Source organism: Candidatus Tenderia electrophaga (assembly GCA_001447805.1).
In the GTDB taxonomy this organism is placed as follows: Bacteria; Pseudomonadota; Gammaproteobacteria; order Tenderiales; family Tenderiaceae; genus Tenderia; species Tenderia electrophaga.
In genome coordinates, this window is record CP013099.1 from 866,208 (window position 1) to 879,177 (window position 12,970).

13 protein-coding genes are annotated in these 12,970 nt (G+C 57.7%); 12 read left to right on the forward strand and 1 reads right to left on the reverse strand.

Annotation, left to right across the window (positions count from 1 at the left end; all coding sequences use genetic code 11):
- Positions 1 to 51: 51 nt before the first annotated feature.
- Positions 52 to 4,248 carry a DNA-directed RNA polymerase subunit beta' gene (locus Tel_04015; GenBank protein ALP52371.1) on the forward strand — a complete coding sequence of 1,399 codons (4,197 nt, stop codon included), beginning with the start codon at positions 52 to 54 and terminating at the stop codon, positions 4,246 to 4,248.
- Positions 4,249 to 4,287: 39 nt separating this feature from the next.
- Here the strand turns inward: Tel_04015 and Tel_04020 are convergent, their stop codons facing one another.
- Positions 4,288 to 4,506 (reverse strand): hypothetical protein, encoded by a 219-nt coding sequence (locus Tel_04020; GenBank protein ALP52372.1) that lies wholly within the window; start codon positions 4,504 to 4,506, stop codon positions 4,288 to 4,290.
- Positions 4,507 to 4,536: 30 nt separating this feature from the next.
- Here Tel_04020 and Tel_04025 point away from each other — a divergent pair, with 30 nt between their 5' ends.
- From Tel_04025 to Tel_04075, 11 genes are all read left to right on the forward strand, one after another.
- On the forward strand, positions 4,537 to 4,911 hold the full coding sequence (locus tag Tel_04025) for a 30S ribosomal protein S12 (GenBank protein ALP52373.1): 375 nt from the start codon (positions 4,537 to 4,539) through the stop codon (positions 4,909 to 4,911).
- A 36-nt stretch (positions 4,912 to 4,947) separates the two neighbouring features.
- Positions 4,948 to 5,418, forward strand: a complete 471-nt coding sequence (locus tag Tel_04030) for a 30S ribosomal protein S7 (protein ALP52374.1) — start codon at positions 4,948 to 4,950, stop codon at positions 5,416 to 5,418.
- Positions 5,419 to 5,480: 62 nt separating this feature from the next.
- Entirely contained in the window at positions 5,481 to 7,574 is a 2,094-nt protein-coding gene (gene fusA / locus Tel_04035; protein ID ALP52375.1) for an elongation factor G, read from the forward strand.
- A gap of 42 nt (positions 7,575 to 7,616) precedes the next feature.
- Positions 7,617 to 8,807 (forward strand): elongation factor Tu, encoded by a 1,191-nt coding sequence (tuf, locus tag Tel_04040; GenBank protein ALP52376.1) that lies wholly within the window; start codon positions 7,617 to 7,619, stop codon positions 8,805 to 8,807.
- A 6-nt stretch (positions 8,808 to 8,813) separates the two neighbouring features.
- Positions 8,814 to 9,128: a 30S ribosomal protein S10 gene (rpsJ, locus tag Tel_04045; GenBank protein ALP52377.1), complete on the forward strand. Its 315-nt coding sequence runs from the start codon at positions 8,814 to 8,816 to the stop codon at positions 9,126 to 9,128.
- Between the two features lie 60 nt (positions 9,129 to 9,188).
- Complete coding sequence (locus tag Tel_04050; GenBank protein ALP52378.1) at positions 9,189 to 9,833, forward strand: 50S ribosomal protein L3; 645 nt, start codon at positions 9,189 to 9,191, stop codon at positions 9,831 to 9,833.
- Positions 9,834 to 9,845: 12 nt separating this feature from the next.
- Positions 9,846 to 10,469 (forward strand): 50S ribosomal protein L4, encoded by a 624-nt coding sequence (gene rplD / locus Tel_04055; GenBank protein ID ALP52379.1) that lies wholly within the window; start codon positions 9,846 to 9,848, stop codon positions 10,467 to 10,469.
- On the forward strand, positions 10,466 to 10,762 hold the full coding sequence (gene rplW / locus Tel_04060; GenBank protein ID ALP52380.1) for a 50S ribosomal protein L23: 297 nt from the start codon (positions 10,466 to 10,468) through the stop codon (positions 10,760 to 10,762). Before rplD ends, rplW begins: the two co-directional genes overlap by 4 nt.
- 34 nt (positions 10,763 to 10,796) lie before the next feature.
- Positions 10,797 to 11,621, forward strand: a complete 825-nt coding sequence (locus Tel_04065) for a 50S ribosomal protein L2 (GenBank protein ID ALP52381.1) — start codon at positions 10,797 to 10,799, stop codon at positions 11,619 to 11,621.
- A 310-nt stretch (positions 11,622 to 11,931) separates the two neighbouring features.
- Complete coding sequence (locus tag Tel_04070) at positions 11,932 to 12,264, forward strand: 50S ribosomal protein L22 (protein ALP52382.1); 333 nt, start codon at positions 11,932 to 11,934, stop codon at positions 12,262 to 12,264.
- An 11-nt stretch (positions 12,265 to 12,275) separates the two neighbouring features.
- Positions 12,276 to 12,956, forward strand: coding sequence for a 30S ribosomal protein S3 (locus Tel_04075; GenBank protein ID ALP52383.1), 681 nt, complete (start codon positions 12,276 to 12,278; stop codon positions 12,954 to 12,956).
- The last annotated feature ends 14 nt before the right edge of the window (positions 12,957 to 12,970 follow it).

Consider the following 12,970-nt stretch of genomic DNA (forward strand, 5'->3'; position numbering starts at 1 on the left):
CAAACGGTGTTTGACTGGCAACTGGCGTGTCACATTGAGTAGGAGACTACAGTGAAAGATCTATTGAATCTTTTAAAGCAACAGGGTCAAAGCAACGACGAATTCGATGCCATCCGCATCGGTCTGGCATCGCCGGAAAAAATTCGTTCCTGGTCTTTCGGTGAGGTAAAAAAACCCGAGACCATCAACTACCGCACCTTCAAGCCGGAGCGCGACGGGTTGTTCTGCGCCAAGATATTCGGGCCGGTGAAGGACTATGAATGTTTATGCGGCAAGTACAAGCGCCTGAAGCATCGCGGTGTAATCTGTGAAAAGTGCGGTGTTGAAGTCACGGTCGCCAAGGTGCGGCGCGAGCGTATGGGCCACATCGAGCTGGCCAGCCCGGTAGCGCATATCTGGTTCCTCAAGTCCTTGCCTTCGCGCATGGGGCTGTTGCTGGATATGACCTTGCGCGACATCGAGCGGGTGCTCTATTTCGAGGCCTTCGTGGTCATCGAGCCGGGCATGACGCAGCTGGAAAAGAACCAGCTGCTCACCGACGAAGGCTATCTCGATGCCATCGAGGAATACGGTGACGATTTCGACGCGCGCATGGGGGCCGAGGCGATTCTCGAGCTGCTCAATGCCATGAATCTGCAAACCGAAGTGGCCAGGCTGCGTGAAGAGATCCCCAACACCAATTCAGAGACCAAGATCAAGAAGCTGACCAAGCGGCTAAAACTGATGGAGGCCTTCCTGGAATCCGGCAACAAGCCGCAGTGGATGGTGATGTCGGTGTTGCCCGTGTTGCCGCCGGAGTTGCGCCCTCTGGTGCCGCTGGACGGTGGCCGCTTCGCCACCTCGGATCTGAATGATCTTTATCGTCGCGTCATCAATCGTAACAACCGTCTGAAGCGCCTGTTGGACCTGAACGCGCCGGATATCATCGTGCGCAACGAAAAGCGCATGCTGCAGGAGTCGGTGGACGCGCTGCTGGACAACGGTCGCCGCGGCAAGGCCATCACCGGCACCAACAAGCGTCCGCTGAAATCCTTGGCCGACATGATCAAGGGTAAACAGGGCCGCTTCCGTCAGAATCTGCTGGGCAAGCGCGTCGACTACTCGGGCCGTTCGGTCATCGTGGTCGGCCCGACCCTGAAACTGCATCAGTGCGGCCTGCCCAAGAAGATGGCGCTGGAGCTGTTCAAGCCCTTCATCTTCAGTAAGCTGGAGCTGCGCGGTCTGGCCACCACCATCAAGGCGGCCAAGAAGATGGTCGAACGCGAAGGTCCCGAAGTATGGGACATTCTGGAAGAGGTGATCCGCGAGCATCCGGTCATGCTCAACCGCGCCCCGACCCTGCATCGTCTCGGCATCCAGGCCTTCGAGCCGGTGCTCATCGAAGGTAAGGCTATCCAGCTGCATCCGCTGGTCTGTACCGCCTACAACGCCGACTTCGACGGCGACCAGATGGCGGTGCACGTGCCCCTCTCGCTAGAGGCTCAGCTGGAAGCTCGCGCCCTGATGATGGCCACCAACAACGTGCTGTCGCCCGCCAACGGCGAGCCCATCATCGTGCCCTCGCAGGATGTGGTGCTGGGCCTGTATTACATGACCCGCGAAGGCGTGAACGTGACGGGCGAAGGCATGGCCTTCTCGGATCTGGCCGAGCTGCGCCGCGCCTGGGAGACCGGCGCCGCCAGTATCCACGCCAAGGTCAAGGTGCGCATCAAGGAAAACGTGCTGGACGAAGAGACCGGTGAATCACACGAGTCTATCAATCTCGTCGATACCACCGTCGGCCGCGCCTTGCTGGCCGAACTGTTGCCCAAGGGGCTGCCCTTCGAGCTTTTCAATCAGGCGATGACCAAGAAAGCGATTTCGGGTCTGATCAACACCTGTTACCGCCGTCTGGGTCTGAAGGCGACCGTTATCTTTGCTGACCAGCTGATGTATACCGGTTTCAGCTTCTCTACCCGCGCAGGTGTCTCCATCGGTGTCAACGACATGGAGGTGCCGGTCGAGAAGGAAGCGATCATCAGCGCCGCCGCCGAAGAGGTGAAGGAGATTGAGAACCAATATATCTCCGGTTTGGTCACCAACGGCGAGCGCTACAACAAAGTGGTCGATATCTGGTCGCACACCAATGACCGGGTCGCCAAGGCTATGATGGACAAGCTGGGTACCGACGTTGTCTACGATAAGGACGGTAAGGAAGTGCGCCAGGATTCGTTTAACTCCATCTTCATGATGGCCGATTCCGGCGCCCGTGGTAGTGCCGCCCAGATTCGTCAGTTGGCGGGGATGCGCGGCTTGATGGCGAAGCCGGACGGCTCCATCATCGAGACGCCGATTACGGCCAACTTCCGTGAAGGTCTGAACGTCCTGCAGTACTTCATCTCCACCCACGGCGCCCGTAAGGGTCTGGCCGATACTGCTCTGAAGACCGCCAACTCGGGTTATCTGACCCGTCGTCTGGTGGACGTGGCGCAGGATCTGGTGGTGACCGATGCCGATTGCGGCACCACCCATGGGCTGCTGATGATGCCGTTGATCGAAGGCGGCGACGTGGTCGAACCGCTGCGCGAACGGGTGCTGGGTCGCGTAGTGGTGGAAGATGTGCGTATTCCCGGCAGCGACGAAATATTGGTGCCCAACGGCACGCTGCTGGACGAGCGCTGGGTGGACCGCCTGGAAGAGGCGGCCATCGACCAGGTGATGGTGCGTTCGCCTATCAGCTGTGAAACCCGCTACGGTGTCTGCGCCGCCTGTTACGGTCGTGACTTGGCGCGCGGCCACCGGGTCAATACCGGTGAGGCGGTCGGCGTGATCGCCGCCCAGTCCATCGGTGAGCCGGGCACCCAGCTGACCATGCGTACCTTCCACATCGGTGGCGCGGCGTCGCGCTCCGCGGCGGAGAATAACGTCGAGGTCAAATCCAACGGTCGTGCCCGACTGCACAACATCAAGATCGTCAAGCATGCCAGCGGCGATAATGTGGCGGTGTCACGTTCCGGTGAGTTGATCGTGGTCGACGAGCAAGGCCGCGATCGTGAGCGCTACAAGATTCCTTACGGTGCAGTGCTGTCGGTGGATGACGGTGAGGCCGTTTCCGCCGGTCAGGTGGTCGCTAACTGGGATCCCCACACCCATCCGGTGGTCACCGAAGTGGCCGGTCAGATCAAGTTCAGCGATTTTGTCGAGAGTGTCAGCGTACAGCGCACCACCGACGAGATTACCGGGCTGACCAGTCTGGTGGTGACCGATCCCAAGGCGCGCGGGGCTGCGGGTAAGGATCTCAAGCCCATGGTCAAGCTGGTGGATGAAAACGGCGACAATCTGTGTATCGCCGGCACCGATATCCCGGCCATGTACTTCCTCCCGGCAGGCGCCATCGTCGGTCTGGAAGACGGCGCCAAGGTGGGCGTGGGTGACGTCCTGGCGCGTATTCCGCAGGAGTCGTCCAAGACCCGCGACATCACCGGGGGGCTGCCGCGTGTTGCCGACCTGTTCGAGGCGCGCAAACCCAAGGATCCGGCGATTCTGGCGGAGGCCACGGGTACCGTCGGCTTCGGCAAGGAGACCAAGGGCAAGCGCCGTCTGGTGATCACCGACAAGGACGGCGAGCGGCATGAGGAACTGATTCCCAAGTGGCGTCACATCAATGTGTTCGAGGGTGAGCACGTCGAGCGTGGTGAAGTGGTGGTGGACGGTCCGCCGGCACCGCACGACATCCTGCGCCTGAAGGGGATTTCGGAATTGGCCGGTTATATCGTCAACGAGGTTCAGGAGGTCTACCGTCTGCAGGGGGTGAAGATCAACGACAAGCACATCGAGGTCATTATTCGCCAGATGCTGCGCAAGGTTGAGATCACCAGTGCCGGTGACAGCAAGTTCCTCAAGGGCGAGCAGTTGGAGTGCGCCCGCGTGCTGGACGAGAACGACAGGCTGATGGCGGCTGGTAAGATTCCGGCCACCTTTGATCCGGTGCTGTTGGGTATCACCAAGGCGTCACTGGCGACCGAGTCCTTCATCTCAGCGGCCTCCTTCCAGGAGACCACCCGCGTGCTTACTGAGGCGGCGGTGTCCGGCAAGATGGACGACCTGCGCGGTCTCAAGGAAAACGTCATCGTCGGCCGTCTGATCCCGGCAGGAACGGGACTGGCCTATCACGATGAACGGCGCCGCAAGCGCCTGGGCGTGGAGACCGAGGGCGAGCAGGCCCCGACCGCCAGCGAGGTGGAAGAGGCGCTAAGCAAGGCCTTGTAAATCCGCACGAGATTGCGGAAACAGCGGCGCCAGTAGTCTCTACCGGCGCCGCTGTTGATTTATCAGGGGCTGCTCAGCCCCAAATATGACAGCGGGATGAAGATGGCGCTTGACAGTCGTCTTCCACATCACTAAAATTCCCGCTTCTTGAATGGCAGGTCCCGATTTTGTGGGGCCGAAAAAAGCTAAGTTAATGATTTTCGACCGCTTGTTGTCTGTGAGCTGGATGCAGAGCATGACGACAAGGGGTTTTTGCATATTTCCGAGATTAGATTTTAGGTGGTCTAAATGGCAACAATTAATCAGTTGGTTAGAAAGCCGCGGGTAAGAAAAGTCGAGAAGAGCAACGTTCCCGCCCTGGAAGCCTGCCCGCAGCGACGCGGTGTTTGCACCCGCGTCTATACCACGACGCCGAAAAAGCCGAACTCGGCTTTGCGTAAGGTCGCCCGTGTGCGTTTGACCAACGGTATGGAAGTTTCCAGCTACATCGGCGGTGAAGGGCATAATCTGCAGGAGCACTCGGTGGTGCTGATCCGCGGCGGTCGTGTCAAGGACTTGCCGGGTGTGCGTTACCATACCGTGCGCGGCACACTCGACACCTCGGGTGTGGATGGTCGTAAGCAGGGTCGCTCCAAGTACGGCGCCAAGCGTCCCAAAGGTTGATTGTTCAGGCTTTTAATTAAAGATTAGGTAACAGCGATGCCAAGAAGAAGAGAAGTCCCCAAGCGCGAGATCCTGCCGGATCCCAAATTCGGCAGCGAAACGCTGGCGAAGTTTGTCAACGTGGTCATGAAAAGCGGCAAGAAGTCCGTTGCCGAGCGCATCGTCTACGGCGCATTGGATGTGGTCGGCCAGCGCAGCAAGAAAGACTCGCTGGAGATGTTTGAAAAGGCGTTGGAGAATGTCAGTCCCCTGGTGGAGGTCAAGTCCCGTCGTGTGGGCGGCGCCACCTACCAGGTGCCGGTTGAAGTGCGTCCCGCCCGCCGCATGGCTCTGGCCATGCGTTGGTTGAGCGACGCTGCCCGGGCCCGTGGCGAGAAGTCCATGGGCTTGCGCCTGGCGGGCGAGATTGTTGATGCTGCGGAGAGTCGCGGCAATGCGGTCAAGAAGCGTGAGGACACGCATCGCATGGCTGAAGCGAATAAGGCGTTCTCGCACTATCGCTGGTAGTAGATTTTCGTTGTAAAGTTTTTTGTTCTTTGACAATTCGGTAAGTAAGGGAAGCTAGCTAGGTGGCACGTAAAACACCAATCGAGCGTTATCGTAATATCGGCATCATGGCGCATATTGATGCCGGCAAGACGACTACGACCGAACGCGTACTGTTTTACACCGGGATCTCGCACAAGATAGGCGAGGTGCACGACGGTGCCGCCGTTATGGACTGGATGGAGCAGGAGCAGGAGCGTGGTATCACCATCACCTCGGCCGCCACCACTTGTTTTTGGAGCGGGATGGACAAGCAGTACCCTGAACACCGAATCAATATTATTGACACGCCGGGGCATGTCGACTTCACCATCGAGGTGGAGCGCTCGCTGCGTGTTCTCGACGGTGCCTGCGCCGTGTTCTGTGCAGTAGGCGGCGTGCAGCCGCAGTCGGAAACCGTCTGGCGTCAAGCAAACAAATATCACGTGCCACGCATGGCGTTCGTCAACAAGATGGACCGCCAGGGCGCCGATTTTTTCCGCGTCATGGGTCAGATCAAAAAGCGCCTGGGCGGTAACCCCGTGCCGGTGGTGATTCCCATCGGCGCCGAAGAACACTTCGAAGGCGTAGTCGATCTGATTCGCATGAAGGCGATCTACTGGGACGAGACCGGCATGGGCGCGACCTATGACGCCCGCGACATCCCCGCCGAGCTGCAGGCCCAGGCGCAGGAGTATCGCGAAAAGATGGTCGAGGCCGCTGCCGAAGCTTCTGAAGAGCTGATGGAGACATACCTGGAAGAGGGTGATCTGTCGGCCGACGAGATCCGTCGGGGGTTGCGTGCGCGCACCATTATTAATGAAATCGTACCGGCCCTGTGCGGTAGCGCGTTTAAGAATAAAGGCGTACAGGCGATGTTGGACGCCATCATTGACTACATGCCGGCCCCGACCGACGTCTACGCCATCAAAGGCATTAATGAGGATGAGAGCGAGGGTGAGCGCCACAGCTCGGACGATGAGCCCTTTGCCGCCTTGGCGTTCAAGATCGCAACTGATCCGTTCGTCGGCACCCTGACCTTCTTCCGCTGCTATTCCGGCGTGGTCAAGGCCGGCGATACCGTCTTTAATCCGGTCAAGGGCAAGAAGGAGCGCATCGGCCGTATGGTGCAGATGCATGCCAACAGTCGTGAAGAGCTCAAGGAAGTGCGCGCCGGTGATATTGCCGCGGCGGTGGGGCTGAAGGATGTGACCACTGGCGACACCTTGTGTGATCCGACTGGCATTATCACCCTGGAGCGCATGGAGTTTCCGGCGCCGGTGATCTCGGTGGCCATTGAGCCGCGCACCAAGACCGACCAGGAAAAGATGGGCCTGGCCCTGTCCAAACTGGCGCAGGAAGACCCGTCCTTTCGTGTGCATACCGACGAGGAGTCGGGTCAGACGATCATCTCGGGTATGGGCGAGCTGCACCTGGAGATTATCGTTGATCGCATGAAGCGCGAGTTCAAAGTCGAGGCCAATGTGGGTGCTCCCCAGGTGGCCTATCGCGAGACACTGCGCAAGAAGGTCGAGGTGGAAGGCAAATTTGTACGCCAGTCCGGCGGTCGCGGCCAGTATGGCCACGTCTGGCTGCGCCTCGAACCGTTAGCGTCGGGTTCGGGTTATCAGTTTGAAAATGCCGTTGTCGGCGGCGCCGTCCCGCGTGAATATATACCCGCGGTGGATAAAGGCATCCAGGAGGCGAAGGAAAGTGGTGTATTGGCCGGTTATCCCGTAGTCGATTTTAAGGCGACCCTGTTCGACGGTTCGTACCATGATGTTGACTCTAATGAAAATGCCTTTAAGATTGCCGGCTCCATGGCGTTTAAAGAGGGTTTCATGAAGGCCGATCCCGTGCTGCTTGAACCGATTATGAAGGTTGAGGCGGTGACCCCGGAAGAATACATGGGGGATGTGATTGGCGACTTGAACCGACGTCGTGGGTTGGTGCAGGGGATGGAAGAATCGCCGGCTGGCAAGCTGGTGACTGCTGAAGTGCCGTTGGCTGAGATGTTTGGCTATGCAACCTCGTTGCGTTCCATGTCTCAGGGGCGCGCCACCTACAGCATGGAGTTTGAGAAATATGCTGAGACGCCTTCCAATGTCGCCAACGCGATAATGAAGCAGTCAGCCTGATCAGTAGTTTTAGTGAAAGACAGATAAAAGAGGGTTTGAGTCGTGTCCAAAGCAAAATTTGAACGTACGAAACCGCACGTAAATGTAGGCACCATTGGTCACGTCGACCATGGCAAGACCACGTTGACGGCGGCATTGACCGTGACACAGGCGAAGAAATTCGGTGGTGAGCACAAGGCTTACGACCAGATCGACTCGGCGCCGGAAGAAAAAGCGCGCGGCATCACCATCGCCACCGCGCACGTCGAATACGAATCAGACACCCGTCACTACGCCCACGTCGACTGCCCCGGCCACGCCGACTACGTCAAGAACATGATCACCGGTGCCGCGCAGATGGACGGCGCCATCCTGGTCTGTTCCGCCGCCGACGGCCCCATGCCCCAGACCCGCGAGCACATCCTGCTGGCGCGCCAGGTCGGCGTACCCTACATCGTCGTATTCCTGAACAAGGCCGACATGGTCGACGACGCCGAACTGCTCGAACTGGTGGAAATGGAAGTGCGCGAACTGCTCAGCTCCTACGACTTCCCCGGCGACGACATTCCCGTCATCACCGGCTCCGCGCTCAAGGCCCTAGAAGGTGACGACAGCGAAATCGGCACCCAGGCCATCGACAAACTGGTCGACGCCCTGGACAGCTACATCCCCGAGCCCGAGCGCGCCATCGACGGCGACTTTTTGATGCCCGTCGAAGACGTCTTCTCCATCTCCGGGCGCGGCACCGTCGTCACCGGCCGCATCGAACGCGGCATCGTCAAAGTCGGCGACGAAATCGAAATCGTCGGCATCAAAGACACCGCCAAGACCACCTGCACCGGGGTCGAAATGTTCCGCAAGCTGCTGGACCAAGGGCAGGCAGGCGACAACGTCGGCGTCCTGCTGCGCGGCACCAAGCGTGAAGAAGTCGAACGCGGCCAAGTCCTGGCCAAGCCCGGCTCCATCACCCCGCACACCAAGTTTGAAGCCGAAGTCTACGTGTTGAGCAAAGACGAAGGCGGCCGTCACACGCCGTTCTTCAACGGCTATCGTCCGCAGTTCTACTTCCGCACCACCGACGTCACCGGCGCCTGTGATCTGCCCGAAGGCATCGAGATGGTCATGCCCGGCGACAACGTCGCCATGACCGTCAGCTTGATTGCGCCGATCGCCATGGAAGAAGGTCTGCGTTTCGCAATTCGTGAAGGTGGCCGTACCGTCGGCGCCGGTGTTGTTTCCAAGATTATTGAGTAAGGCAAGATGACTGCTAATCAGAAAATCCGTATCCGTTTAAAAGCCTTTGATTATCGTTTGATCGATCAATCGGCCCGTGAAATTGTGGAAACCGCCAAGCGCACCGGTGCACAGGTGAAAGGTCCGATTCCGCTGCCGACCAAGAAAGAACGCTTTACCGTGTTGATCTCGCCGCATGTGAATAAGGATGCCCGTGATCAGTACGAAATCCGCACGCACAAGCGCCTGATGGACATTGTCGATCCGACTGACAAAACAGTCGATGCCTTGATGAAGCTGGATCTGGCTGCTGGCGTAGACGTTCAGATTAAATTGACATAAAGGGTATAGCGAGCGGCGTAGAGCCGTCGTGGATAGCTGAGAAGCTAGGAGTAAAGAAAAATGGCGATTGGTGTAGTAGGTCGAAAAGCTGGAATGACGCGTGTCTTTACCGATGCGGGCGAGTCGATTCCGGTGACTGTTGTTGAGGTAGAACCCAACCGTGTCACGCAGCTGCGCGATATGGATCGTGATGGCTATCGCGCCTACCAGGTGACCCTGGGGCAGCGTAAGGCCAACCGTGTCTCCAAGCCGCTGGCGGGTCATTTCGCCAAGGCCGGCGTGGATGCGGGTCGCGGCCTATGGGAATTCCGCCTCGGTCAAGGTGAAGGTGACGAGATTGCCATCGGCAATGAAATCAAGGTCGATGTCTTCGAGGCGGGCCAGAAGGTGGACGTGATCGGACGCAGCATCGGTAAAGGTTTTGCCGGTACGGTCAAGCGTCACAATTTCCGTATGCAGGATGCGACGCACGGTAATTCATTGTCGCATCGCGCCCCCGGCTCCATCGGTCACTGTCAGACCCCGGGCCGTGTGTTCAAGGGCAAAAAGATGTCAGGCCATATGGGCGCGGTGCGCAATACGGTCCAGAACCTCGAGGTTGTTCGTGTTGATCTCGAGCGCAATCTTTTGTTGATCAAGGGTGCGGTTCCTGGCGCCAAGGGCGGTGACCTGATTATTCGCCCGTCCATCAAGGCGCGTTCGTAAGGAGTTAGGGAAATGGAACTGAAACTGGTTACAAAAACTGGCAAAGAATCGACCAAGAGCGTTGACCTGTCTGAGGACACCTTCGGTAAGGAGTTCAATGAGGCCCTGGTTCACCAAGTGATTACCGCCTATCTGGCCGGTGCCCGCGCCGGCACCCGCGCGCACAAGAATCGCGCCGCGGTTCGGGGCGGCGGTGCAAAACCCTGGCGACAAAAGGGGACAGGCCGCGCAAGAGCTGGTACAATACGCTCCCCTTTGTGGCGGAGTGGCGGCAAAACCTTTGCTGCGGTACCGCAGGATCATTCGCAAAAGGTGAATAAAAAGATGTATCGCGGTGCTATGCGCGCGATATTGTCCGAGTTGTTGCGTCAGGACCGATTGGTTGCGATAGACGGTATCCAGCTCGATGCGCCCAAGACCAAAGAGCTGAAAGAGAAGCTTAAGGCAATGGGGCTTCAGGATAATATCCTGTTGGTGACCGATGCCGAAGACGCGTCATTGTCGCTGGCGGCGCGCAACATGGCTAATGTCCAGGTTGCCGAAGCCCGTGATATTGATCCGGTCAGTTTGGTCGGCGCAGACAAAGTGTTAATGACGTCAGCGGCACTGAAGCAAGTAGAGGAGATGTTCGCATGAGAAAAGAGCGTTTGATGAAGGTGTTGTTGGCGCCGCACGTCTCCGAAAAATCTACTGTTGCGGCCGATGCCAATCAACAGTTTGTTTTCAAGGTTGTGCCTGATGCGAACAAGCTTGAAATAAAAAAGGCCGTTGAGCTGATGTTCGACGTCAAGGTCGACTCGGTGCAGGTTACCAATGTGAAGGGTAAGCGTAAGCGCTTTGGTCAAATTGCCGGCCGCCGCGCCGACTGGAAAAAGGCGTACGTAAAACTGCAGCCGGGCCAGGATATTGACTTCATGGGTGCGCAGTAAGCGTTGAACGAGCGAGTATAAGGATTCTAGAGTCATGGCATTAGTAAAAGCAAAACCGACTTCAGCGGGCCGCCGGTTTGTTGTCAGGGTTGTGACGCCTGAGCTTTACAAAGGGGAGCCCCACGCACCCCTGTTGGAAAAGAAGATTAAGTCGTCCGGCCGCAACAATGCAGGGCGGATTACCGTGCGTCGCCGCGGAGGCGGTCACAAGAAGCACTATCGTGTGGTTGATTTTCGTCGTCATGACAAGGACGGAGTTCCCGCGCGCGTTGAGCATCTGGAATATGATCCCAACCGCAGCGCCCACCTGGCCTTGGTTTTGTATGCCGACGGCGAGCGTCGTTACATCATTGCTCCCAAGGGTGTGAGTGCGGGTAGCGAGATTGCTTCGGGCGTCGACGCCCCGATCAAGGCGGGGAACTGTTTGCCGCTGCGCAATATTCCGGTCGGTACCATGGTGCACTGTATTGAACTGAAGCCGGGCAAGGGTGCGCAAATCGCACGCAGCGCCGGCGCCGCCATACAGTTGGTGGCCAAAGAAGGCGCGCAGGCGACGCTGCGTTTGCGCTCCGGCGAAATGCGCAAAGTGTTGGCCGATTGCCGTGCCACTATTGGCGAAGTGGGTAACTCGGAACATTCACTGCGTTCGCTGGGTAAGGCTGGCGCCGCGCGCTGGCGCGGTAAGCGCCCCACCGTCCGCGGCGTAGCCATGAACCCGGTCGATCACCCGCATGGTGGTGGTGAAGGTCGTACATCCGGTGGTCGTCATCCAGTGACACCGTGGGGCGTGCCGACCAAGGGTTATAAGACGCGTAAGAATAAGCGTACGGACAAAATGATTGTTCGTCGTCGTAAGTAACTACAGATAGGGGACTAGAAACGTGCCACGTTCAGTCAAAAAAGGTCCATTCATTGATGCGCATCTGCTTAAGAAAGTGGATGACGCTGTGGAAAAGAATGATCGTCGTCCAATCAAAACCTGGTCACGCCGCTCGATGGTCGTGCCGCAAATGGTTGGGTTGACTATTGCTGTACATAACGGTCGTCAACATGTGCCGGTGCTGGTTAACGAAAATATGGTTGGCCACAAGCTGGGTGAGTTCGCTGCAACTCGCACCTATAGAGGTCATGTTGCTGACAAGAAGTCAAGGTAACGGAGTCTGATAATAATGGAAACGACTGCAACTTTGAGATATGCGCGTATTTCGCCCCAGAAGGCGCGTTTAGTCGCAGATCAAATTCGTGGCATGCGGGTCGAACCGGCGCTGCAGGCGCTGCAGTTCAGCGCTAACAAAGCTGCCGCTATCGTCAGAAAGCTGCTCGAGTCTGCGATTGCGAATGCCGAGCATAACGATGGCGCAGATATCGACGAGCTAAAGGTCTCGACAGTCTTCGTTAATGAAGGGCCGACGCACAAGCGTATCCAGGCACGTGCCAAAGGTCGTGCAAACCGAATTCTGAAACGCACCAGCCACATCACTGTGGCCGTTGCTGAGAAGTAAGAGAGGCGATTATGGGTCAAAAAGTTCATCCAACCGGGATACGTCTTGGTATTGTCAAAGATTGGACATCCAAGTGGTATGCGGACAGCAAGGATTTCGGCGGTTTTCTGTACACCGATCTGAAAGTGCGAGACTTCCTTCAGAAGGAGTTGTCTCAGGCATCCGTTAGCCGCATTCAGATTGAACGCCCCGCGCGCAATGCCCGTATTACCATTCACACTGCCCGGCCGGGTATCGTGATCGGTAAGAAGGGTGAGGACATCGAGAAGCTGCGCCACAAACTTGCCAAGATGATGGATCTGCCCGTTGCTGCGGTGCATGTCAATATCGAAGAGATCCGTAAGCCTGAGTTGGATGCGACCCTGGTGGCCCAGAGTGTGGCTCAGCAGTTAGAGCGTCGTATTATGTTTCGCCGCGCCATGAAGCGTGCTGTCACCAATACCATGCGGTTGGGCGGTCAAGGCATCAGGATCCAGGTGTCCGGTCGTCTGAACGGCGCCGAGATCGCGCGTACCGAATGGTACCGCGAGGGTCGCGTACCGCTTCATACTTTGCGCGCGGACATTGATTACGGCGTAGCTTCTGCACATACGCCTTCCGGCGTGATCGGGATCAAGGTCTGGATATTTAAGGGCGAGGTTTTCGGCGATGAGGACATGGCTGAATCTCAGGAAAAAGCCGCTGCTAAGTAATAGGATAGATAGAG

Coding starts and splice junctions, on each gene's coding strand:
- Tel_04020 (ALP52372.1), bottom strand. CDS start 4,506: ATGCAAAAACCCCTTGTCGTCATGCTCTGCATCCAGCTCACAGACAAC.
- Tel_04025 (ALP52373.1), top strand. CDS start 4,537: ATGGCAACAATTAATCAGTTGGTTAGAAAGCCGCGGGTAAGAAAAGTC.
- Tel_04030 (ALP52374.1), top strand. CDS start 4,948: ATGCCAAGAAGAAGAGAAGTCCCCAAGCGCGAGATCCTGCCGGATCCC.
- rpsJ (ALP52377.1), top strand. CDS start 8,814: ATGACTGCTAATCAGAAAATCCGTATCCGTTTAAAAGCCTTTGATTAT.
- Tel_04050 (ALP52378.1), top strand. CDS start 9,189: ATGGCGATTGGTGTAGTAGGTCGAAAAGCTGGAATGACGCGTGTCTTT.
- rplD (ALP52379.1), top strand. CDS start 9,846: ATGGAACTGAAACTGGTTACAAAAACTGGCAAAGAATCGACCAAGAGC.
- rplW (ALP52380.1), top strand. CDS start 10,466: ATGAGAAAAGAGCGTTTGATGAAGGTGTTGTTGGCGCCGCACGTCTCC.
- Tel_04065 (ALP52381.1), top strand. CDS start 10,797: ATGGCATTAGTAAAAGCAAAACCGACTTCAGCGGGCCGCCGGTTTGTT.
- Tel_04070 (ALP52382.1), top strand. CDS start 11,932: ATGGAAACGACTGCAACTTTGAGATATGCGCGTATTTCGCCCCAGAAG.
- Tel_04075 (ALP52383.1), top strand. CDS start 12,276: ATGGGTCAAAAAGTTCATCCAACCGGGATACGTCTTGGTATTGTCAAA.